The following is a 22,364-nucleotide window of genomic DNA, read 5'->3' on the forward strand; positions in this document are numbered from 1 at the left end:
GGTGCTAACGTCCGTCGTGAAAAGGGAAACAACCCAGACCCACAGCTAAGGTCCCAAATTCACTGCTAAGTGGAAAACCATGTGGAAAGGCACAGACAGCCAGGAGGTTGGCTTAGAAGCAGCCACCCTTTAAAGAAAGCGTAATAGCTCACTGGTCGAGTCGGTCTGCGGGGAAGATTTAACGGGGCTAAGCAGTGAACCGAAGCTTGGGGTGTGCATATTTATATGTACGCGGTAGAGGAGCGTTCCGTAAGCCGTTGAAGGTGGATTGAGAAGTCTGCTGGAGGTATCGGAAGTGCGAATGCTGACATGAGTAACGATAATGCGGGTGAAAAACCCGCACGCCGAAAGCCCAAGGTTTCCTTGCGCAACGTTAATCGGCGCAGGGTGAGTCGGCCCCTAAGGCGAGGACGAAAGTCGTAGTCGATGGGAAGCAGGTTAATATTCCTGCACCTCGCGTAAGTGCGATGGAGGGACGGAGAAGGTTAGGTGTACCCGGCGTTGGTTGTCCGGGGGAAAGGCGGTAGGTTTGGATCTTTGGCAAATCCGGGATCCTTTAAGACCGAGCACCGAGACGAGCCTTTAAGGCGAAGTCACTGATACCACGCTTCCAGGAAAAGCTCCTAAGCTTCAGCTTACGCAGACCGTACCGTAAACCGACACAGGTGGGTAGGATGAGAATTCTCAGGCGCTTGAGAGAACTCGGGTGAAGGAACTAGGCAACATGGCACCGTAACTTCGGGAGAAGGTGCGCCCTTTTTGGTGGCTCATGCGAGCTATAGCTGAAGAGGGCCGCAGTAACCAGGCCGCTGCGACTGTTTATCAAAAACACAGCACTCTGCAAACACGAAAGTGGACGTATAGGGTGTGACGCCTGCCCGGTGCTGGAAGGTTAATTGATGGGGTCAGCCGCAAGGCGAAGCTCTTGATCGAAGCCCCAGTAAACGGCGGCCGTAACTATAACGGTCCTAAGGTAGCGAAATTCCTTGTCGGGTAAGTTCCGACCTGCACGAATGGCGTAACGACAGCGGCGCTGTCTCCACCCGAGACTCAGTGAAATTGAAATCGCTGTGAAGATGCAGCGTTCCCGTGGCAAGACGGAAAGACCCCGTGAACCTTTACTATAGCTTTACACTGAACGTTGAGTTCGTCTGTGTAGGATAGGTGGGAGGCTATGAAACTGTGGCGCTAGCTGCAGTGGAGCCATCCTTGAAATACCACCCTGTCGTGCTTGACGTTCTAACCTAGGTCCATAATCTGGATCGGGGACCGTGTATGGTGGGTAGTTTGACTGGGGCGGTCTCCTCCTAAAGAGTAACGGAGGAGCTCGAAGGTACGCTCAGCGCGGTCGGACATCGCGCACTGTGTGCAAAGGCATAAGCGTGCTTGACTGCAAGATCGACGGATCAAGCAGGTAGGAAACTAGGACTTAGTGATCCGGTGGTTCTGTATGGAAGGGCCATCGCTCAACGGATAAAAGGTACTCCGGGGATAACAGGCTGATACCGCCCAAGAGTTCATATCGACGGCGGTGTTTGGCACCTCGATGTCGGCTCATCACATCCTGGGGCTGTAGTCGGTCCCAAGGGTATGGCTGTTCGCCATTTAAAGTGGTACGCGAGCTGGGTTCAGAACGTCGTGAGACAGTTCGGTCCCTATCTGCCATGGGCGTTGGAGATTTGAGAGGGGCTGCTCCTAGTACGAGAGGACCGGAGTGGACGAACCTCTGGTGTTCCGGTTGTCACGCCAGTGGCATTGCCGGGTAGCTATGTTCGGAAGCGATAACCGCTGAAAGCATCTAAGCGGGAAGCGCGCCTCAAGATGAGATCTCCCGGGGCACAAGCCCCCTGAAGGAACCATATAGACTATGTGGTTGATAGGTCAGGTGTGTAAGTACAGCAATGTATTGAGCTAACTGATACTAATGATCCGTGTGGCTTGACCATATAACCTCAAGTTGCCTTGGCCGACATGACATGTCGATAGATCCCAAGTGCACGCTACGTCACAAGACTTACGAGAGGCAGGCGCCTTAATCCGTTTCTTTAGGATGGCGACGCTCCAACTGTCTCCCTGGTGAAATTAGCGCTGTGGAACCACCCGATCCCATCCCGAACTCGGAAGTGAAACGCAGCTGCGCCGATGGTAGTGTGGCCTAAGCCATGCGAGAGTAGGTCATCGCCAGGGTTTTTACCCGAAAACCCCGCTGCTCACGCAGCGGGGTTTTCTTTATGTCCGCGATCAAGTGCGTGTCCAACGCGTGCCCGGCACGCCGCGAGGTGTCGGGTCTGTCCGTAGAGCGCGCCTGCGTGATTGTCGACGACTACCAGAACGTCGCGGTGGCATATGCCGACTGGAACGCGCTCGGCGAGGCAGTGCAGGTACGCACGCTGACGACGCCACACACCGGCGATGCATTGGTGGCCGCGCTCGGTGATGCCGACATCCTGGTGGTCATGCGCGAACGCACACCCATCACCGTGGCACTGTTGGCCCGCCTGCCCCGTCTCCGCCTGCTGATCACCAGCGGCATGCGCAATGCGGCGGTCGATGTCGCGGCAGCGAAAGCACAGGGGATCATCGTCTGCGGCACCGACAGCCATCCCGAGCCTGCCGTGGAGATGACCTGGGCGCTGATCCCCGGCCTGATGCGTCAGTTGGTGCCGGAGGTCAACGCGCTACGCAGCGACGGACCATGGCAGCAGACGGTCGGCCGTGACCTGTATGGTGCGCGGTTGGTGACGTCGTCTCGCTGCATCTGGTCCTGGGCGAACGCAGCCGCGGGATCGTGGATGCCGACACGCTCGCCTGCCTGCCGATACACGCGCGCCTGATCAATACCGCGCGGGCCGGCCTCGTTGATCAGCAGGCATTTATCGATGCTGTGACTGAAAAGCGCATTGCCGGTGTCGGCCTGGATGTCTTCGACATCAAACCCCTCCCGGCAGGGCATCCGCTGTGCACATTACCCAGCGTCTCGGCGACGCCCCATCTGGGCTATGTCACCGAGCGCCATTACCGGGACTATTTCGGCCAGGCGGTCGAGAACATCGCCGCCTGGCTGCAGGGCACGCCGCAGCGCACGCTGGGCTGAGGATCACGCCAGCGCGGACTGGCGTACGGGGTGGGCCTGGTGGCGGAACACGGCCACCGCTTGGGTGAGGTCGGCCGCCTGCGCTTCCAACACGCGTGCGGCGGCACTGGCTTCCTCAACGAGCGCTGCATTCTGCTGGGTGGCATCGTCCATCTGCGCCACGGTCTGGTTGACCTGATCGATGCCCGCGGCCTGCTCCTGCGAGGCCGACGAAATCTCGGCCATGATGCCGCTGACGCTGGCGACGCTGCTGACGATCTCGCCCATGGTCTGCCCGGCGTCCTGCACCAGACGCGCGCCCTCGGCGACCTGCACCACGGAGGCGTCGATCAGGTTCTTGATCTCCTTGGCCGCATCGGCCGAGCGCTGGGCGAGGATGCGGACTTCGCTGGCGACCACCGCAAAGCCGCGACCCTGCTCGCCTGCGCGTGCGGCTTCCACGGCGGCGTTGAGGGCAAGAATATTGGTCTGGAAGGCGATGCCGTCGATCACGCGGGTGATGTCGCCGATCCGGCGTGATGCAGTCTGGATGCCATCCATGGTCGTTACCACCTGGCTCACCACGTGGCTGCCGCGCGTGGCGACGTCATGCGCACCGTGGGCCAGTGAGCTGGCCTGACGTGCATGTTCGGCGTTCTGGCGCACCGTGGAGGTCAGTTCCTCCATCGAGGCGGCGGTCTCTTCCAGATGCGCGGCCTGGCGCTCGGTGCGCTCGGATAGATCATCGTTGCCGCTGGCGATCTCACTGGCGGCCAGCGAGATCGAACCGGTGCACTGCTTGATGCGCTCCACCATCGCGGTCAGCTGCGCTGCCGTTGCGTTGGCGTCGCGCTGCATGGCCTCGAACGAGCCATGGAAATCGCCCTGCATGCGTTGATCCAGATCCCCGTCGGCCAGCGCGGACAGCACTCGGCGGATTTCACCGACCGTGCCGCCCACGCTGTCCAGCAGCTGGTTGATGCCGCCGGTCAGGCCATTGAGGAAGCTGGCGCCGCCATCGGTGGCCTGCAGGCGGCGATCAAGATCGCCCTTGCTGGCGGCGTCGACGATGCCAGCCACGGCGTTCTCCAACAGCAGCTCATGCGTGCGGTCATGCCACTCCACCGCGAAGCCCTGGCGCTGCCCCTGCGCATCGAAGACCGGCGTCACCACCTGGGCGAAATGCACCGGGCCGATCCGGACGCGGCCATGGTGGGTGGCCATCAAGGTATTGAGGAGGGCGCGGATGCGGTCCGGATTGGCATGGAAGCGATGGATGCTGCTGCCGACCAGACGCTCGGCATCGAAGTCCGGAAAGGCCTCGCGCAGGCTGGCCTGCTGGTTGCGCAGCAGGGTCACCACGGACTGGTTGACGTAGCGGATCACGTGATCGTTGTCGGCGATCATCATCGCGGTGCGCGAGACGTCCAAGGCCTGGCGGACCTGGCTGTCGTGCTGATGGACGACGTCCTCAGCCTGGCGGCGCTGCGTGAGTTCGGCAACGGCCAAGGTGGCGCGTTCTCCAGCGCGGAGCAGCGCCAATGCCTGTCGTCGGGTTCGCGTCGCCAGCACCCACAGCAGCGCCGCCCCCATCGCGAGTGGCAGCACGGACCATGGCTGTCGTTGCCAAACCGCGGTGATCAGCGAGACCAGCAACAGCACACCTGCAGCGAGCAGGCACACCGTATCGATGTGGAAGGCAGCGCGCAGCGTGGGGTCCGGCGGACGGGGCGGGGCGTGGGAAATGGCGGACATAGCGACTCCAGGATCAGTAGAAAGCAGGGAATCCGTCGCGCGCAGACGCACAGGCGGATGCCACCCCAGACACCGGCAGTGCGGTGGGCGTGGCAGCGGGATGAGAGGGGTGTGGGCGCAGCGTCGGTGCGCGTGCACGTGGATGCATGCGTGCCATGGCGGCAGGTGCCACCGGCACGGCGCGGCCCGGTGGGCGGTGGCGCGGCCAATCCGACATTGCTTACGACCTTCCCTGGAAGCCCTGATGGATACGCGGCTTCGCAGCGGCGGAGCAAGCGGCAGTGCAGACCACGCACGCCGGGCTGCATCCTTGGTATCGGCCCGGAAATGGAAAAGTTGAGCGGCGTGACATCGGCCTGTCACCACCCTCTGCTAGAGGAATACGCGCCGGACCGTCGCGATATGGCGCCTGACGGGCGCCTACGCGAAGCCTGTCATTCGGCCAGGAAGCGGCGGATCACCTCACCCACCACCTGGGGGTGCTCCATGTGCAGATGATGCGTGCCCGGGAACACCGCCAGCCGCCCGTCACGCAGCAGACCGATGCGCTCGCTGCGCAGCGGCTCGGGGTAATACGACTGCGCCGGTGTGGCGTAGATCACCTGGGTCGGGCAGTCGATCGCGCCGAGCAGGTCGTCGATCTGCGCCTCGCTAAGGCGCATCGCGGTGGGCAGCATCAGGCGCTGATCGCTGCACCAGCTGTAACCCCCTTCAACAGATTTGACGCCGCGTTCGACCAGCAGGCGCGCACAGGGCTCGCTGAGCTGGTTGGCCATCATGCGGGCGCGGATCGGGGCGGCCAGATCGGGAAACACCCGCAGTTTGCGGGTAGGCAGCGCCCGCGCGGCGCGCACGTGTTCGCGCAGGCGCTGCGCCGTCTCATTCTCCGGACCGCGCAGGCCGCCGAGTGCCTCGATCGCGATCAGGCGCTCTACCCGTTCCGGGGCAGCCGCTGCGGTGAGGCTGGCGATGCCGGCGCCCATCGAATGACCAAGCAGCACGAAGCGGTCCCAGCCCAGCGCGTCAGCGACATCGAGCACATGGCAGATCGCACCGGGTGTGTTGTATTGCGTGCCCGGCGGCAGATGCGCGCTGTGGCCATGGCCGGGCAGATCGATCGCGACCAGATCCAGATCCGGCAGCTGCGCGGCCAGCGGCACGAAGCTGGCCGCGTTGTCGAGCCAGCCGTGCAGCGCCAACACGCGGGTGGCCCCTGCAGCACCCGAACGCAGGCCAGCCACCGGGCTGCCGGCGACCGACAGCGAGAACGACTCCAGCGTCATGCCAGCGCCGCGATGCTCAGCCGCGACAGCGCCAGCGCATGCGCCTGCGCGTCATTGAGGCAGGGGATGTAGCGCATCGTCGCGCCACGCTCGGCCACGGTCTCGGTAAAGCCCATGGCCACTTCTTCGAGCGTTTCCAGGCAGTCGGTGGCAAAGCCAGGGCAGACCACGTCCATGCTGCGCACGCCCTTTTCGGCCATCGCCCACAGGGTCGGCTCGGCGTAGGGCTGCAGCCATTTCTCACGGCCGAAACGCGATTGGTAAGTCAGCTGCCAGGCATCGTCGGGCAGCTCCAGCGCTTGGGCGATCGCGTGGGCGCTGGCTTCGCAGCGCTGCGGATACGGATCGCCGGCATCGGCCAGGCGCTGCGGAATGCCGTGGAAAGAAAACACCAGTTTCTCGCCGCGGCCATGCTGCTCCCACCACTGGCGGATGCTGCCGGCGACGGCGGCGACCCAGTCCGGATCGACCGCGTAATCGCGCACCAGGGTGACAGTGACCCCGGGGTGTTTGGGCTGCCATTCGCGCACCTGGTCCTCGATCGAGGCAGTGGTGGTGGTCGAATACTGCGGATACAGCGGCAGCACCACGATCCGCTTCATGCCCTCCGCGGCCAGCCGGTCCAGCTCGGCCGGCAGCGCCGGGGCGCCATAGCGCATCGCATGGCGCACCCGCAGATCGGGCATCAGGCCCTGCATGGCCTCGGCCAGCCGGCGCGTGTAGACCATCAGCGGGGAGCCCTCCGGCAGCCAGACCTGGGCGTACTTGGCGGCCGAACGACCGCTGCGCAGCGGCAGGATCAGCCCGAACAGCAAGGGTTTCCAGAACAGCGGCGGAATCGCGACCACGCGCGGATCGCTGAGGAATTCAGCCAGGTAGCGACGCACCGCCGGGGCGGTTGGCGTCTCGGGCGTGCCTAGATTGACCGCCAGCACGGCGGTGTCGGGTGCGTCGAGCATGGCGTCATTCTCGCAGGTCTGCGCGATTGGCGGGATGGATTTGGATGATGAACACGATTTGTCAGCCGTATCGATAGTCCGGATCACTCATTGCGGATTCATCGCAAGCCTTCTAACGTCGGGCAGTTGCTTTATCTTTGTCTACGTAGACCTTCTGGAGCCCACCATGCGCCGTCTCAGCCTTGTACTGCTGATCTCCGCCAGCCTGCTGTCGACCCAGGCGATGGCCGGGCCACAGGAGGATCAGCGCGCCCGCAATGCGGTGCGCGTCCTGAATGAAATCCAGGACATCCCCGAGCAGGGCATTCCGGACAAGCTGCTGGACGAAGGCCGCGCGGTCATCGTCATTCCCGACACGATCAAGGCCGGTCTGGTGATCGGCGGACGTCGCGGCCACGGCCTGATGTCGGTCAAGACGCCCGATGGCAGCTGGTCCAACCCGGTGTTCGTGAAGCTCACCGGCGGCAGCATCGGCTTCCAGGCCGGTGTGCAGTCGTCCGATGTCGTGCTGGTCTTCCGCAACGACCGCAGCCTGGACAATCTCGTGAACGGCAAGTTCACCCTGGGCGCCGATGCCGGCGTGGCCGCGGGTCCGGTCGGCCGCAACGCCGCCGCCGCCACCGATGGCCAGCTGAAGGCCGAAATCTGGTCCTGGTCGCGCGCCCGCGGCCTGTTTGCCGGTGTGGCGCTGGATGGTGCCGTGCTGCAGATCGACGATGCCGCCAACCTGGATGCCTACGGCAGCAACACCACTCCGCGCATGGTCTTCGAAGGCCGCGTCGGCGAGCCGCCGTCGGTGGACGTGGTCGCTTTCCGGGATCGCTTGGAAGAAGCCACCTATACCGCCCGCGAGAAGCGTGGCACCGCAGGCAGCGCACCGGCGCCTGCCCCGCGTGCGGCCGCTGTACCGGTTCGACCTGAACAGGCACCGGCCCCGGCCGCCGCCGGCGCGACCACGGCACCCCTGCAGTCCGTGCCGGCGCAACCGGCCGCGCAGCAGGGCTTCCAGCCGGTCGGCGACGGTGAAGTCCGTACCGAATCGCTGGACGGCAACTGACTTTTGTCACGCGCGCCGGCTTACCGCCGGTGCGCTATGCTCAACCGTCTGATCACTACGTAACGCGAGCGAGTCATGGGCGGTTTGAGCATCTGGCATTGGGTGGTTGTGCTGGTCATCGTTCTGTTGGTGTTCGGCACCAAGAAGCTGACCAGCGGCGCCAAGGACCTTGGCAGCGCCGTCAAGGAATTCAAGAAGGGCATGCGCGACGAGGACAAGCCGAACGCGCAGCTCAGCGACAGTTCGCGTCCGCAGGACTCGACGACGACGTCGCAGACCGAGCACGACCGCGACCCGCGCTGATCCGGGCGGCTTGGCGTGTTCGATATCGGTTTCAGTGAACTGCTGGTCATCGCGGTGGTGGCCTTGGTCGTCCTCGGCCCCGAGCGGCTGCCCAAGGCAGCCCGCTTCGCCGGGCTGTGGGTGCGCCGCGCGCGCAACCAGTGGGATTCGGTGAAGCAGGAGCTCGAACGCGAGCTGCACGCCGAAGAGATCAAGCGGCAGTTCGATGATGTGAAAACCTCGATGCGCGATACCGAGTCGCAGCTGCGCGCCAGTGGCGAAGCGGTGCGCCGCGAGGCCGAGCAGATGCGCCAGGACGTGGCGCAGCATGGCGATGGCATTGCGCCTGCCGCTGCGGACGACGAACCGGTGATGATCGGCCCCGCGCCAGGTTCCCCGGCCAGCGTGGCCCAGCATGTGGTGGCCACCGAGGAGGCCGAGCCGCCGCGCGATGCGATGGCGCCGCCGGGCATCGATGGCAGCGCGCCGCGGGCGGACGTCCCGGCGGCTCTGCCGCCGTCGACTGACATCGCGCCACCGACGCCTGCGCCCACGCTGCCGAACGATGAGGCAACGCGATGAGCGAGCATGAGAGCAACGAGAGTTCGCTGGTTGAACACCTGATCGAGTTGCGTGCGCGCCTGGTGCGCGCGTTGATCGGGCTGGGCGTGGTGTTGCTGGGCCTGATGCCGTTCTCGCGGCAGATCTACACGATGATCGCCGAACCGCTGATCTCGCAGCTCCCGAACGGGCAGACGATGATCGCGACCAACCCGGCGGGCGCGTTTTTCGCGCCGTTGAAATTGACCTTCTTCGTGGCGGTGTTCATCGCCGTGCCGTGGCTGCTGTTCCAGCTGTGGTCGTTCGTGGCGCCGGGCCTGTATGCCCGCGAAAAACGCCTGGCGGTGCCGTTGCTGGCCTCGTCGGTGCTGCTGTTCTATCTGGGCTGCGCGTTCGCGTATTTCCTGGTGTTGCCGGCGGTGTTCCACTTCCTCACCACGTTCCGCCCGGAGGTGATTGCGATCACGCCGGATGCGACGGCGTACCTGGATTTCGTGCTGGCGATCTTCTTCGCCTTCGGCACCAGCTTCGAGCTGCCGGTGGCGATGGTGATCCTGGTGCTGCTGGGCTGGATCACGCCGCAGCAGTTCAAGGAAGGTCGCGGCTACGCGATCGTCGGCATCTTCGTGCTGGCCGCGGTGCTGACGCCGCCGGACGTGGTTTCGCAGCTGATGCTGGCCATTCCGATGTGCCTGCTCTACGAACTGGGCATCCACGCCGCGCGCTGGCTGGTGCCACGCCCGGGCGGGAAAGAGCAGCCGGAGTAAGGCACAAACAAAAACCCCGGCCAAGGCCGGGGTTTTTGTTTGGATCAGGCCGCGAACACGTTGTTCGGGCCCGGCATCGGCGGCGGGGTCTGCGGCCCCTGCTGGCCGAACATCTGCTTCCACGCCGTGTAGATGGCACCGGCGAAGACCGGCATCACCACGCCCATCAGCAGGAGCTGCGCAACGAACAGCGCGAGCATCGTGCCGCCGATCAACTGCGCGATCAGCGCGACCAGCATCACGCCGAAATAGATCGCAAACACCGCCACGAAGGCGAGCAGGAAGAACACCAGCATCGCCAGCACGTTGTGCAGGCAGGCGCGCAGGCTCAGGCGCATCGCCTGCAGGCCGTTGCGGTGCTCGAACATCACCTGCGGCGGCAGGGTGAACAGCGCCAGCGCCATCGCCAGGAAGGTGACCACCACCAGTGCCAGCCAGAGCAGGATGCGCATCGCCGGCAGGCTCGCCATCAGCTCTTCAATCTGCGCCGGGTCCGGTTGCGCGCCGGACTGGCTGATCGCGTTGAGCTGCACCATCACCTCGCTCAGGTGCTGCAGGCCACTGCTGCCGATCAGCACCAGCAACAACACGCCCAGGAACAGGCCGGCCACCAGCTGCGGCAGCAGCGAGGCGAGCAGGTTCAAGGCGCGGCCTTCATGCAGGCCCTGCAGCAGGTGCGACGGCTGCGCGACGCGACCCTGGTCGACTTCGCGCACGGCCCACACCAGGCCGCCGAAGAACAGCGGGCCGGCCAGTGCCATCAACAGCTGCGCCAGCGTGCTCAGCGCCGGGCTGACCATCGCCAGCGACATCACCAGCAACGCGGCCACGGCCCAGATCACGCCGAGCAGGCCCAGCGCCAACGGCGCCTTGCGCAGCAGGGTGAAACCCGACACCAGCCATTCCGCGCCGGCGGAGGCCGGCAGCTTGCGAATCTCGCTCATAACATTCCGGGACAGGGGAGGAGGCGCGAACGCCCGATTGCGGTCGATTATCCCTGTTTTCCCGGCGCGTGACCTGAAGGCCGCCCGGCGCGGCGCGGACGCTGCGTTGCGCCCGGATGACGTCCCCGCGCGGGGCTCAGGCGTTGCGTGCCTGGCGGACGAAACGGCGCAGCAGCTGGCGGGCCAGCGGCGCGGCGCTGACGTCGCGGGCGACACTGCGCGCGCAACCGCCGTGCTGGCGGATGCACTCGGCGCGGGCGCGGACGTAGCCGCGCATGTGGTGGGTGGCGAACTCCGGATGGAACTGCACGCCCCAGGCGTGTGCGCCCCAGCGGAAGGCGTGGCAGTTGTCCTGCGCCGAGCGTGCCAGGATCGCCGCGCCCTCGGGCGCGCGAAGCACCGTCTGCAGGTGGGTGGCGTGGGCCGGGAAGCGGGCCGGCAGGCCGCCGAACAGCGGATCGTCGACTGCGGAAGGATCCAGCGCCAGCTCGATCGTGCCGGACTCGCGCCCGGCCGGGTTGTAGGCGACTTCGCCGCCCAGCGCGTGGGCGAGCAGCTGGTGGCCGTAGCAGATACCGAACACCGGGCGGTCGTCGTGGGCGGCTGCGCGCAGCCACTGCGCGCTGCGTTCGCTCCACTCGGCGCGGTCGGTGACGTAGGCGGCCGAGCCGCTGACGATCACCCCGGCAAAATCGCGGTGGCTGGGCAGGGTGCCGCCATGCTCGACATCGACCACCACGGTCTCGTCGGCATCCAGCCCGGCCGCGACCCGGATCCAGTGCGAAAACCGCCCGTAGCGGCGCAGCGAGGCGACGGGTTGGCCGGTTTCAAGAATCAGGAACGGGGCGGAATTCATCCGGGGGAGGCAGGACCGAGAGGACTTCCTCGATTGTAGTCAGCCCTGCCGCTACCTTTTCAAGCCCTGCGCGACGCAGGGTTCGTACCCCTTCAGCACGTGCGGCACGGTTGAAGGCGGCCAGATCCATGTCCGCGCGGATGTGCCGGCGCAGGCTGGAACCCAATGGCAGCAACTCATACAGGCCCACGCGACCCAGGAAACCGGTGCGTCGGCAGTCGATGCAGCCGACCGGTGCATATGGCGTGGGCGCCTGAGGTAATGCTGCATCGGCATCAGTCAGCACCGCCCATTGCTCGGCCGAGAGCACCGTGGGCACCTTGCAGCTGGCGCACAGGGTGCGCACCAGGCGCTGGGCCAGCACCCCGTTGAGGGTGGAGGCGAGCAGGTAATGCGGCACGCCCAGATCGAGCAGGCGCGTGATCGCCGAGGGCGCATCGTTGGTGTGCAGGGTGGACAGCACCAGGTGGCCGGTCAACGAGGCCTGGACCGCCATCTGCGCGGTCTCCAGATCGCGGATCTCGCCGATCATGATGATGTCCGGGTCCTGCCGCAGCAGGGTGCGCACGCCGCTGGCGAAATCCAGGTCGATGTTGGTCTGCACCTGCATCTGGTTGAATTCCGGCGCGATCATTTCGATCGGGTCTTCCACCGTGCAGACATTCACGTCCGGGGTGGCCAGCCGTTTCAGCGTGGAATACAGGGTGGTGGTCTTGCCCGAGCCGGTCGGCCCGGTGACCAGCACGATGCCGTGCGGGCGCTCGACCAGGGCGGTCCAGCCGGCCGCTTCCTGCGGGCTGAAGCCGAGCTGGTCGATGCTCTTGAAGGCGGCATCCGGGTCGAAGATGCGCATCACGCACTTCTCGCCGAACGCGGTGGGCATGGTCGACAGGCGCATTTCCACCTCGCGCCCACCGGGCGAGCGGGTCTTGATGCGGCCGTCCTGCGGGCGCCGGCGCTCGGCCAGGTCCATCCGGCCCAGCACCTTGATCCGGCTGACCACGGCGGTCATCACCGCCGGCGGCACCTCGAACACCTTGTGCAGCACGCCATCGATGCGGAAACGCATGCGGCCCATGTCGCGGCGCGGCTCCAGATGGATGTCCGAGGCGCGCTGCTCGTAGGCGTACTGCAGCAGCCAGTCGACGATGTGCACGATGTGCTGGTCGTCGGCGTTGACGTCGCCGGCGCGGCCCAGCTCGACCAGCTGCTCGAAGCTGGGCAGGGTGCTGCTGGTCTCGCCGCGGACATCGCCACGGGCGCCGCGCACCGAGCGCGTCACCCCGTAGAACTCCATGGTGTAGCGGTGCAGGTCGAGCGGGTTGACCATCGCCAGCTCGATCCGGCGGCGGCTCAGGTGCTGCAGGTCGCGCAGCCATTCCTGGGCCAGCGGCTCGCTGGTGGCGACCAGCACGCGCTCGCTGTCCACGGCCAGCGGCAGGAAGCGGTGGCGGCGTGCATAGGCATGGGAGACCAGGGCAGTGACGGCCGAAACGTCGACCCGGGTCGGGTCCACCCGCAGGTAGCGCACACCCGCGCGCTGGGCCAGCCACTCGCTCAGGCGCTCCAGGCCGAGCTCGCCGCCGGCGCTGGCCCCCAGCTTCAGGTTGGCCAGCAGGACCAGTGGATGGACCTCGCTGGCGTTGCGTGCGCCCTGGGCGGAGAAGCGGATGCGCTCCAGATCGGCGGCGGCGACCAGGCCATCGGCGACCAGCGCCGCGGCGACCTGGTCGAAATCGAGGCGGCCGTGTGGCAGGGGGAGAACCCCCTCAGGGACGCTGGCAGAAGCCGCTGGCAGGCGTGGATACATCCTCCATTTCCCCAGGCACGGAAGGCCCGTGCGGTCGGTCGCTATACTAGCGCACCCCTTCTGCAGGCAAGAATCCGCCGCATGTCCGCGATCCCGAACGTTCCGATCACTTTCCAGGGCCTGATCCAGACCCTCAACCAGTATTGGGCGCAGCAGGGCTGCGTGCTGATCCAGCCGCTGGACCTGGAGGTGGGTGCGGGCACCTTCCACCCGGCCACGTTCCTGCGCTCGATCGGTCCGGAAAGCTGGAATGCCGCGTATGTGCAGCCTTCGCGCCGCCCCACCGACGGCCGCTACGGCGAGAACCCCAACCGCCTGCAGCGCTACTACCAGTACCAGGTGGCGATGAAGCCGAGCCCGGACAATATCCAGCAGCTGTATCTGGATTCGCTCAAGGCGCTGGGCATCGATCCGCTGGTGCATGACCTGCGCTTCGTCGAGGACAACTGGGAATCGCCGACCCTCGGTGCCTGGGGCCTGGGCTGGGAAGTGTGGTTGAACGGGATGGAAGTCACCCAGTTCACCTATTTCCAGCAGGCCGGCGGCCTGGAGTGCAAGCCGGTACTCGGCGAGATCACCTATGGTCTGGAGCGCCTGTGCATGTACCTGCAGAACTGCGACAACGTCTATGACCTGATCTGGACCTACGGTCCGGATGGCACCCCGGTCACCTATGGTGATGTGTACCTGCAGAACGAGATCGAGCAGAGCACCTACAACTTCGAATACGCCGACGTGGAGGAAATGTTCCATCGCTTCGATGCCTGCGAAAAAGAAGCGCAGACGCTGGTCGATGTCGGCCTGCCGCTGCCCGCGTATGAGCAGGTCTGCAAGGCCAGCCATGCGTTCAACCTGCTGGATGCGCGCCGCGCGATCAGCGTGACCGAGCGCCAGCGCTACATCCTGCGCGTGCGCGCGCTGGCCCAGGCCGTGGCCAAGCTGTACGAGGCCAAGCGCCTGGAAGCGGTGGCCGCCAAGGAGGTGCAGGCATGAGCACGATGCAGCCGCTGCTGATCGAACTGGGTACCGAAGAACTGCCGGTCAAGGCGCTGCCGGGCCTGGCCCAGGCCTTCTTCGATGGCGTCGTGGACGGCCTGACCAAGCGTGGCGTGACCATTGAACGGGGCGATGCCAAGCCGCTGTCGACCCCGCGCCGCCTGGCCGTGCTGCTGCCCGGCGTGGCGGTGGAACAGCCGGAACAGCACAGCGAAGTGCTGGGCCCGTACCTGAACATCGCGCTTGACGCCGAGGGTCAGCCGACCAAGGCGCTGCAGGGCTTCGCCGCCAAGGCCGGGATCGAGTGGACCGCGCTGGAGCGCACCACCGATGCCAAGGGCGAGCGCTTCGTGCACCGCTCCACCACGCCGGGCGCGCGCACCGCGACGCTGCTGCCGGAGATCCTGCGCGAGGCGATCGCCGCGATGCCGATCCCCAAGCCGATGCGCTGGGGCAGCCACACCTATGGCTTCGCCCGCCCGGTGCATTGGCTGGTGCTGTTGCACGGCCCGGACATCATCGAGGCCGAGGTGCTGGGCCTGAAGGCCGACCGCATGAGCCGCGGGCATCGCTTCATGCATGACAAGACCGTGTGGCTGAGCGCGCCGGAGGACTACGTCGCCTCGCTGCAGGCCGCCTATGTGCTGGTCGACGCCGACGCGCGCCGTACCCGCATCGTCGAGCAGGTCAACGCGGCGGCCGCGCAGGCCGGCGGCCAGGCGCGGATCACCCCGGACAACCTGGAACAGGTGGTCAACCTGGTCGAATGGCCGGCGCCGGTGCTGTGCAGTTTCGAGCGCGAGTTCCTGGCGGTGCCGCAGGAAGCGCTGATCGAGACGATGGAGATCAACCAGAAGTTCTTCCCGGTGCTCGATGCCGGCGGCAAGCTGACCGAGAAGTTCATCGGCATCGCCAACATTGAATCCAAAGACGTGGCCGAAGTGGCCAAGGGCTACGAGCGCGTGATCCGTCCGCGCTTCTCCGATGCCAAGTTCTTCTTCGACGAAGATCTGAAGCAGGGTCTGGAAGCGATGGGCGATGGCCTGAAGACCGTCACCTACCAGGCCAAGCTGGGCTCGGTGGCCGACAAGGTCGCCCGCGTGGCCGCCCTCGCCGAGGCCATCGCGCCGCAGGTGGGCGTGGACCCGGTGCTGGCCAAGCGCGCCGCGGTGCTGGCCAAGAACGACCTGCAGTCGCGCATGGTCAACGAGTTCCCGGAGCTGCAGGGCATTGCCGGCCGGCATTACGCCGTGGTCGGCGGGGAGTCGCCCGAGGTCGCGCTGGCCATCGACGAGGCCTACCAGCCGCGCTTCGGTGGGGATGACATCGCGCTGTCGCCGCTGGGCAAGGTGCTGGCCATCGCCGAGCGTCTGGATACGCTGGCCGGTGGCTTCGCCGCAGGCCTGAAGCCGACCGGCAACAAGGATCCGTTCGCGCTGCGCCGCAATGCGCTGGGCCTGGCCAGAACGGTGATCGAGAGCGGGTTCGATCTGGATCTGCGCGCGTTGATCGGCACCGCCCTCGCCGGCCTGCCGGCGGGCGTGCAGCCCAGTGCCGAGCGCAAGACCGACGCGCTGCCGCAGGAGCTGTACGACTTCATCATCGACCGCCTGCGCGGCTATTACGCCGACAAGGGCGTGCCGGCCACGCACTTCAACGCGGTCGCCGAGTTGAAGCCGGCCTCGCTGTATGACTTCGACCGCCGCATCGATGCCATCGGCACCTTCGCCGCGCTGCCGGAAGCCGAGGCGCTGGCAGCGGCCAACAAGCGCATCCGCAACATCCTGCGCAAGGCCGAGGGCGCGATCCCGGGCATGATCGACCCGGCGCTGCTGGCCGAGCCGGCCGAAAGCGAACTGGCCGAAGCGGTGGAAGCGGCCATCGACGACAGCAACGCCAGCCTGCACCAGAAGGACTACGTGAGCGTATTGAACCGGTTGGCGCGCCTGCGCCCGCAGGTGGACGCGTTCTTCGATGCGGTGATGGTCAATGCCGAGGATCCCGCGCTGCGGGCCAATCGTCTGGCCCTGCTCAAGCGCCTGGGCGACCGCCTGGGCAGCGTGGCGGCGATCGAACACCTGTCCAACTGACGCGGCGGGGCCGGGCGCCCCACGGTGGACCAGAAGGCGCGACGGCGTGGGCTGTTCGCGCCTTCTGCGTTTCCGGGAGGGCGGCGTCCTGCGATATTCGTGCTGGAAGCGTCATTTGGTGTCGCTGTTGTGTCGCGGACGCTTCTGTCCGATGACGTGTTGTCATCGATCAGACCGCGTGTAACGCAAGCGACTTTCTCGCGGAATTTAACGGCGTCTTCACTGCCGTTCTGAAACAGCCACGCCGATTTCGCATGCTTGCGATGGCCCGTTATGCTGTCGCCATGCAGCCAACGAAATTCGCCCTTCCGCTGATGTTCCTGTCCCTTGCCACCGTCTCGGTGGCACATGCACGGGGGACCATCGAGAAAGTGGACATCAAAGGATTGGACAAGGGCGACGACGCCGAGATGATCGAGAACATCGAGGTCTCGCTGTCCCTGTACGACACCATCGGCAAGGTCCAGGGCGAGTCGCGGCTGGAATATCTGTTGTCCCAGGCTGAGCGCCAGACCCGCGAGGCGCTGGAGCCGTTCGGCTACTACAACCCGACCATCACCGTGGAAAGCCCGCGCGAGGGCGAGAACCTGCGCGTGGTGATCCAGGTCGAGAAGGGACCGCCGACCGTGGTCCGCCGCGAGCATATCGACATCACCGGCCCGGCCCAGCTGGACCAGTACCTCCAGGAAGACCTGGAGAACTTCAAGCCGCGCAAGGGCCAGCGTTTCGAACACACCGAGTACGAAGCCAGCAAGATCCGGGTCACCCGGCGCCTGGCCGAGCGTGGGTATTTCGATGCCGACTTCACCCAGCGCCAGGTGCAGATCACCCGCGCCGAGAACGCGGCCGACGTCGATCTGACCTGGGACAGTGGCCGCCGCTACAACATGGGCGAGATCCGCTTCCATCAGGATTACTTCGTCGACAAGCTGTTCGACCCGCTGGTGTACTGGGACGAAGGCAGCTACTTCCACGAAGGCAAACTGGACCGCCTGCGCGAATCGCTGACCAAGCTCGATTACTTCAGCGTGATCGACATCCAGCCGCGCCCGGACCAGGCCGACGAGAACGGTGACGTGCCGGTGGACGTCAACCTGACCCGGGCCAAGCGCACGATCTACACCGCCGGCCTGAGCTACGGCAGCGAGAGTGGCGCCGGTGTGCGCGGCGGCCTGGAGCGGCGCTTCCTCAACAGCCGCGGCCACAAGATGAACACCCAGCTCGACTATGCGCAGAAGCGCAAGAGTCTGGTCACCAGCTACCGCATCCCGGGCTTCGCCTGGCTCGACGGCTGGTATGCGTTCACCGCCAGCGCCTATGACGAGCAGACCGATTACATCGACCTGCGCAACTTCAAACTGTCGGCCAGCCGCAGCGGTGAGATCAACGAGTACTGGACCGCGATCGCCTCGATCAACGCGCTGCGCGAGCGCTGGCGGTATGCCTCCGGCACCGAGTTCACCGATGCGGTCTACAACACCTCCACGCTGGTCTACCCGCAGCTGGTCGCCGACTACGTCAACGTGGACGATGAGATGTTCCCGCGTCGTGGCATCAGCGGCAGTGCAACGTTGCGTGGCGGCGTCGAAGGTGCCGGCTCGGACACCAGCTTCGTGCAGGCCAACATGGTGCTGCGCTGGTATGTGCCGATCGGCGAGAGCGACCGCCTGATCCTGCGTGGCGAAGGTGGCACCACCTGGACCAGCGATCTGGTCGCGATGCCGCCGAGCCTGCGCTTCTTCGCCGGTGGCGATCGCAGCATCCGCGGCTATGCCTTCCGCGAAGTCGGCCCGCGCACCGCACCGCCGGACAAGTACGCGCTCGGCGCGAAGAACCTGGTGGTCGGTTCGGCCGAGTATGAGCATTACTTCAAGGGCGGCCCCTGGGGCGCGGCGGTGTTCGTCGACACCGGCAGCGCGTTCGACAACACCATCGACCTGCATACCGGCGTGGGCTTCGGCGTGCGCTGGAAATCGCCGGTGGGCCCGGTGCGCGTGGATATCGCGCATGGCCTGAACAACCCGGATTCGCAGTTCCAGCTGTACCTGAACATCGGAGCGGACCTGTGAGTACGCCGACGCCGTCCGCACCTGCCACGCCGCCGCCGCCGCGCGTGCGTTTCTACCGCAAGCGCCGCTTCTGGGCGTGGTCGGGCTTCACCGTGCTCGGCCTGGTGCTGCTGGCCCTGCTGCTGGTGTACTGGCTGCTGCAGACCGTGGCCGGCCGTGATGTGCTGCTGGCCCAGGTGGTCGCTCGGTTGCCGGTCGGCGCCTCGCTCACCTGGAGCAAAGTGGATGGCCCGGTCGCCGGGCCGCTGGTGCTGCACGATCTGGACTTCCGCTACGACGACATCCATTTCACCGCCGAACGCGCCTACCTGGATCCGGACATCCGGCCGCTGCTGGGCCGCAAGCTGCAGCTCGATGCGCTGCAGATCAAGAACGCCACGTTGAACCTGGCCAAGAGCGATGAACCGTTCGAGCTGCCGTCGTGGCCGGACTCGCTGCCGCAGATCGAGATGCCGCTGGCGATCCAGGCCGACACCATCATCATCGATGGCTTCCGCATCACCCAGGCGCAGCAGCCGCTGATCGACATCGCCAAGGTGCGCGGTGGGCTGGAGATCGCCAATGGCGAATTCCGCGCGCGCCAGCTCATCGTGGACAGCAGCTACGGCGATTTCCGCGTGGACGGGCATTACCTGCCGCGCAGCGATTACGACACCGATATCACCATCGGCGCGCTGATGCCGGCGCCGCGCGGGCGTACCCCGGCGCGCCTGGGCCTGGTCGCCCGCGGTGACCTGGGCCATATGGAAGTGGCGATCGCCGGCAATGCACCGGCGCCGCTGCAGGCCAGCCTGGTGTTCGATGGCCGCACCGACCCGGTGTGGAAACTCGCTGCGCGCAGCAAGGAACTGGACCTGGCGTTGCTGGTGCCGGGGATGGACGCGAGCACCAGCACGCCGATGGCGCTGGATGTGCAGGCCGATGGCAAGGGTGGCCAGGCCAATCTGCAGGGCAGCTTCAAGCAGGGCGACATCGCGGTGGAACTGGCACCGTCCAAGGTGGGTCTGGCCGATCAGGTGCTGACCGTGTCGCCGCTGCAGGTGAAGGGCTTTGGTGGCCAGGCGCGGCTGGAAGGCATCGCCGATTTCACCGACAAGGAAAACGCCAGCCTGCGCTTCTCGATCGTCGCCAACGACCTCACCTTCGTGCCCGCCGCCGATACCACCACCCCGGGCGCGGCTGCGCCGGTGCCGGTGACGCTCAAGGAAGCACGCATGGGCCTGGCCGGCACGCTCAAGGCGTGGGCGGCGGTCGGCCGTGCCTCGGTGGAACGCGAGAAACAGGTGGCGGATCTGCAGTTCGACGTGCGCGGCAATGACCAGGCCGCCGTGATCAAACAGCTGCAGGCCAGCACGCCGGGCGGTTCGCTCGACGTGACCGGGCAGGTGGCCTGGGCGCCGCAGTTGGATTGGGACGTGGCCGCCAAACTGGCCGGCTTCGATCCGGGCTACTTCGCGCCGGGCTGGGACGGCAAGCTGTCCGGTTCGTTTGCCTCGAAGGGCCGCCAGTTGCCGCCGCCCGCCGGCAGTCCGGCCGGTACCGCTGGCAGCTACGAAGCCACCGTCGATGTGCCCGGCATCAAGGGCACGCTGCGCAAGCGCGCGCTGGATGCACAGGGCAAGTTCGCGCTGCGCGGCGAGCAGGGCGAGGGCAACCTCCGGCTGGCGCTGGGCAACAGCCGCCTGACCGCCAAGGGCTCGGTCGGCGACCGTCTGGATATCGATGCGCAGCTGGAGCCGGTGCAGCTGGACGACCTGCTGCCCAACAGCAGCGGCAGCCTGCGCGGCCACGTGCTGATCAAGGGCGCGCGTACCGCACCGGACATCACCGCCGATCTGGTTGGCAGTGGCCTGCGCTGGGACGACTGGAGCGCGGAGGCGATCAGCATCAAGGGGCGCCTGCCGTGGCAGGGCGACAGTGGCACGCTGGCGGTGCAGGGCAGCAAGGTCCAGGTCGGCATGCTGCTGGACACGCTCAACGTCAATGCACGCGGCAGCCTCTCCAATCTGCGCCTGGATGCACAGACGAAGAACGAGCTGGGTGCTGTCGCGCTGGAAGGTGGCGTGCGCCAGCAGGGCCAGGCCTGGCGCGGCGATCTGACCGCGCTGCGTATCGCACCGGTCAAGGGCGATGCCTGGAGCCTGCGTGCACCGGCCACCTTCAGCGTGCAGGGCAGCAACGTCACCTTGAGCGATGCGTGCCTGGGTGCCGCCACCGGCGGCGCGCTGTGCGCCAGCGCGAACTGGCCGCGCGAAGGGCTGCTGGTGCGGGGCGATGCCTTGCCGCTGTCGCTGGTGCAGCCGTGGCTGCCGCCGCAGTCCGGGCGCCGCATCTTCCTGCGCGGTGAAGTGAATCTGGATGGGCGCATTCGTCCCCGCGGCAACGCGTGGGAAGGCAGTGCCTCGGTCACCTCGCGCGAAGGCGGGGTACGCCTGGGCGACAACGCACGCGGCGAACTGGTGCGTTACGACCAGTTCTCGGTGAACCTGGAGATGACCCCGCAGCAGATCAACGCCAAGCTCGGTGTCGGCTTCCAGGGCGATGGCTTCGTCGATGCCAAGGTGCAGACCGGGTGGGATGCCAACGCACCGCTGACCGGCGAGCTGTACATGAACATCGCGCGGCTGTACTGGCTGGAGTTGTTCTCGCCCGACATCGTGCGCCCGACCGGCCTGATCGAAGGCCACGTCAGCCTGCGCGGCACCCGTGGCACGCCGTCGCTGGGTGGCGAGGCCACGCTGAGCAAGTTCAACGGCGAGTTCCCCGCGCTCGGCCTGACCTTCGCCGAAGGCAAGGGCAGCTTCACCGCCCAGCCGGACGGCTCGGCCAAGATCACCGCCCAGGCCAATTCCGGCAAGGGCACGCTGTACGTCGATGGCGGGTTGTCGTGGTTCGGCGATGCACAGCCGCTGCAGCTGCATATCCACGGCGAGAACGTGCTGCTGGCCAACACCAGCGAGCTGCGCGTGATCGCCAATCCGGACCTGGATTTCACCCTGGCCGGCAGCGCGATGCAGCTGCGTGGGACCGTGCATGTGCCCGAAGCGGATCTGGACCTGGAGCGCCTCGATCGTGGCACCTCGGTCTCTGAAGATGTGGTGGTGCTGGACCCGGTCGATCCGGAAGAGGGCCCCAGTTCGCCGCTGGACATGGACCTGACCGTGAGCCTGGGCGACAAGGTCAAGATGGCCGGGTTCGGCCTGAAGGGCGCGCTGACCGGCAAGATGCAGGTATGGGCACGCCCGGGGCGGGAGATGACCGCCAACGGCGGGCTGGAAGTCAGTGGGCGCTACAAGGCCTACGGACAGGACCTGACCATCACCCGCGGCAACTTGAACTGGAACTACAACGCGGTCTCCGATCCGCGCATCAACATCCGTGCCCAGCGCACCGTGGGGGATGTCACCGCCGGCATCGACGTGACCGGGCGGGCGCAGTCGCCGCGCGTGGATGTGTGGTCGGAACCGGCGATGTCACAGTCCGAGGCACTGGCCTACCTGGTACTGGGCCGCAGCCTCACCGGTGCCAGCAGCGACCAGGCCCAGCAGGTCAACGCGGCCTCGGCCGCGCTGTCGGCCGGCAGTGGCCTGCTCGCCTCGCAGCTGGGCGCCAAGCTTGGCCTGGACGACGCCGGCGTGAGCCAGTCGCGCGCGCTGGGCGGCTCGGTGATCGGCTTCGGCAAGTACATCTCGCCCAAGCTGTACATCGGCTACGGCGTGTCGCTGGTCGGCAGTGGCTCGGTGCTGACCCTGAAGTACCTGCTGCGCCGTGGCTTCGATGTGGAGCTGGAATCGAGCACGGTGGAAAACCGTGGGTCGTTGAACTGGCGCCGGGAGAAATGACGTCGTGCGCTGCCGGGTTG

16 protein-coding genes and 2 rRNA genes (1 of these 18 running past the window's edge) are annotated in these 22,364 nt (G+C 66.2%); 12 read left to right on the plus strand and 6 right to left on the minus strand.

The genetic code is table 11. From position 1 onward, the window contains the following. The 4 genes from ACWV8V_RS11830 to ACWV8V_RS11845 all read left to right on the plus strand — a co-directional run. Positions 1–1,946, plus strand: a 23S ribosomal RNA gene (locus tag ACWV8V_RS11830) (it extends 933 nt beyond the left edge of the window). 126 nt (positions 1,947–2,072) lie between these two features. After that, positions 2,073–2,187: ribosomal RNA gene (rrf, locus tag ACWV8V_RS11835) — 5S ribosomal RNA — on the plus strand. Between the two features lie 44 nt (positions 2,188–2,231). Next, positions 2,232–2,834, plus strand: coding sequence for a hypothetical protein (locus ACWV8V_RS11840; RefSeq protein ID WP_455899807.1), 603 nt, complete (start codon positions 2,232–2,234; stop codon positions 2,832–2,834). Continuing rightward, positions 2,789–3,094, plus strand: a complete 306-nt coding sequence (locus ACWV8V_RS11845) for an NAD(P)-dependent oxidoreductase (RefSeq protein ID WP_455899808.1) — start codon at positions 2,789–2,791, stop codon at positions 3,092–3,094. Before ACWV8V_RS11840 ends, ACWV8V_RS11845 begins: the two co-directional genes overlap by 46 nt. A 3-nt stretch (positions 3,095–3,097) precedes the next feature. Here ACWV8V_RS11845 and ACWV8V_RS11850 read toward each other — a convergent pair whose 3' ends face one another. The 3 genes from ACWV8V_RS11850 to hemH form a co-directional block, all read right to left on the minus strand. Then, a complete protein-coding gene (locus ACWV8V_RS11850) occupies positions 3,098–4,828 on the minus strand; it encodes a methyl-accepting chemotaxis protein (RefSeq protein WP_455899809.1) in 1,731 nt (576 codons plus the stop codon). Between the two features lie 434 nt (positions 4,829–5,262). Next, positions 5,263–6,111, minus strand: coding sequence for an alpha/beta fold hydrolase (locus ACWV8V_RS11855; RefSeq protein WP_455899810.1), 849 nt, complete (start codon positions 6,109–6,111; stop codon positions 5,263–5,265). Beyond that, positions 6,108–7,070 (minus strand): ferrochelatase, encoded by a 963-nt coding sequence (hemH, locus tag ACWV8V_RS11860; protein WP_346464594.1) that lies wholly within the window; start codon positions 7,068–7,070, stop codon positions 6,108–6,110. Before hemH ends, ACWV8V_RS11855 begins: the two co-directional genes overlap by 4 nt. Positions 7,071–7,236: 166 nt before the next feature. Between hemH and ACWV8V_RS11865 the strand changes: the two genes are divergently transcribed. From ACWV8V_RS11865 to tatC, 4 genes are all read left to right on the plus strand, one after another. After that, positions 7,237–8,127, plus strand: a complete 891-nt coding sequence (locus ACWV8V_RS11865; RefSeq protein ID WP_259261902.1) for a lipid-binding SYLF domain-containing protein — start codon at positions 7,237–7,239, stop codon at positions 8,125–8,127. Between the two features lie 75 nt (positions 8,128–8,202). Then, complete coding sequence (gene tatA, locus ACWV8V_RS11870; protein ID WP_259261903.1) at positions 8,203–8,430, plus strand: Sec-independent protein translocase subunit TatA; 228 nt, start codon at positions 8,203–8,205, stop codon at positions 8,428–8,430. 15 nt (positions 8,431–8,445) lie between these two features. Further along, entirely contained in the window at positions 8,446–8,991 is a 546-nt protein-coding gene (tatB, locus tag ACWV8V_RS11875; RefSeq protein WP_455899811.1) for a Sec-independent protein translocase protein TatB, read from the plus strand. Beyond that, a complete protein-coding gene (tatC, locus tag ACWV8V_RS11880; protein ID WP_102788725.1) occupies positions 8,988–9,737 on the plus strand; it encodes a twin-arginine translocase subunit TatC in 750 nt (249 codons plus the stop codon). Before tatB ends, tatC begins: the two co-directional genes overlap by 4 nt. A gap of 44 nt (positions 9,738–9,781) precedes the next feature. On the opposite strand, the gene ACWV8V_RS11885 is transcribed toward tatC, so the two are convergent. The 3 genes from ACWV8V_RS11885 to ACWV8V_RS11895 form a co-directional block, all read right to left on the minus strand. Continuing rightward, positions 9,782–10,681 (minus strand): BPSS1780 family membrane protein, encoded by a 900-nt coding sequence (locus ACWV8V_RS11885; protein ID WP_070470085.1) that lies wholly within the window; start codon positions 10,679–10,681, stop codon positions 9,782–9,784. A gap of 136 nt (positions 10,682–10,817) precedes the next feature. Further along, a complete protein-coding gene (locus tag ACWV8V_RS11890; RefSeq protein WP_259261906.1) occupies positions 10,818–11,537 on the minus strand; it encodes a glutamine amidotransferase in 720 nt (239 codons plus the stop codon). Continuing rightward, on the minus strand, positions 11,509–13,347 hold the full coding sequence (locus ACWV8V_RS11895; protein WP_455899812.1) for a GspE/PulE family protein: 1,839 nt from the start codon (positions 13,345–13,347) through the stop codon (positions 11,509–11,511). The genes ACWV8V_RS11890 and ACWV8V_RS11895 overlap by 29 nt, the downstream gene beginning before the upstream one ends. A gap of 81 nt (positions 13,348–13,428) precedes the next feature. Here ACWV8V_RS11895 and glyQ point away from each other — a divergent pair, with 81 nt between their 5' ends. The 4 genes from glyQ to ACWV8V_RS11915 all read left to right on the plus strand — a co-directional run bounded on the left by glyQ (position 13,429) and on the right by ACWV8V_RS11915 (position 22,344). Continuing rightward, complete coding sequence (gene glyQ, locus ACWV8V_RS11900) at positions 13,429–14,340, plus strand: glycine--tRNA ligase subunit alpha (RefSeq protein ID WP_259261908.1); 912 nt, start codon at positions 13,429–13,431, stop codon at positions 14,338–14,340. Then, positions 14,337–16,433, plus strand: a complete 2,097-nt coding sequence (gene glyS, locus ACWV8V_RS11905; protein WP_455899813.1) for a glycine--tRNA ligase subunit beta — start codon at positions 14,337–14,339, stop codon at positions 16,431–16,433. The genes glyQ and glyS overlap by 4 nt, the downstream gene beginning before the upstream one ends. A gap of 263 nt (positions 16,434–16,696) precedes the next feature. Next, complete coding sequence (locus tag ACWV8V_RS11910) at positions 16,697–18,502, plus strand: autotransporter assembly complex protein TamA (RefSeq protein ID WP_259261910.1); 1,806 nt, start codon at positions 16,697–16,699, stop codon at positions 18,500–18,502. After that, entirely contained in the window at positions 18,499–22,344 is a 3,846-nt protein-coding gene (locus ACWV8V_RS11915) for a translocation/assembly module TamB domain-containing protein (protein ID WP_455899814.1), read from the plus strand. The genes ACWV8V_RS11910 and ACWV8V_RS11915 overlap by 4 nt, the downstream gene beginning before the upstream one ends. The last annotated feature ends 20 nt before the right edge of the window (positions 22,345–22,364 follow it).

Source organism: Stenotrophomonas sp. Ker107b (assembly GCF_053847245.1).

What these genes read in the sequence shown, in the direction of transcription:
- ACWV8V_RS11840 (WP_455899807.1), top strand. Translation starts at nt 2,232, where the DNA reads ATGTCCGCGATCAAGTGCGTGTCCAACGCGTGCCCGGCACGCCGCGAG.
- ACWV8V_RS11850 (WP_455899809.1), bottom strand. Translation starts at nt 4,828, where the DNA reads ATGTCCGCCATTTCCCACGCCCCGCCCCGTCCGCCGGACCCCACGCTG.
- ACWV8V_RS11855 (WP_455899810.1), bottom strand. Translation starts at nt 6,111, where the DNA reads ATGACGCTGGAGTCGTTCTCGCTGTCGGTCGCCGGCAGCCCGGTGGCT.
- hemH (WP_346464594.1), bottom strand. Translation starts at nt 7,070, where the DNA reads ATGCTCGACGCACCCGACACCGCCGTGCTGGCGGTCAATCTAGGCACG.
- ACWV8V_RS11865 (WP_259261902.1), top strand. Translation starts at nt 7,237, where the DNA reads ATGCGCCGTCTCAGCCTTGTACTGCTGATCTCCGCCAGCCTGCTGTCG.
- tatA (WP_259261903.1), top strand. Translation starts at nt 8,203, where the DNA reads ATGGGCGGTTTGAGCATCTGGCATTGGGTGGTTGTGCTGGTCATCGTT.
- tatC (WP_102788725.1), top strand. Translation starts at nt 8,988, where the DNA reads ATGAGCGAGCATGAGAGCAACGAGAGTTCGCTGGTTGAACACCTGATC.
- ACWV8V_RS11885 (WP_070470085.1), bottom strand. Translation starts at nt 10,681, where the DNA reads ATGAGCGAGATTCGCAAGCTGCCGGCCTCCGCCGGCGCGGAATGGCTG.
- ACWV8V_RS11890 (WP_259261906.1), bottom strand. Translation starts at nt 11,537, where the DNA reads ATGAATTCCGCCCCGTTCCTGATTCTTGAAACCGGCCAACCCGTCGCC.
- ACWV8V_RS11895 (WP_455899812.1), bottom strand. Translation starts at nt 13,347, where the DNA reads ATGTATCCACGCCTGCCAGCGGCTTCTGCCAGCGTCCCTGAGGGGGTT.
- glyQ (WP_259261908.1), top strand. Translation starts at nt 13,429, where the DNA reads ATGTCCGCGATCCCGAACGTTCCGATCACTTTCCAGGGCCTGATCCAG.
- glyS (WP_455899813.1), top strand. Translation starts at nt 14,337, where the DNA reads ATGAGCACGATGCAGCCGCTGCTGATCGAACTGGGTACCGAAGAACTG.
- ACWV8V_RS11910 (WP_259261910.1), top strand. Translation starts at nt 16,697, where the DNA reads ATGGCCCGTTATGCTGTCGCCATGCAGCCAACGAAATTCGCCCTTCCG.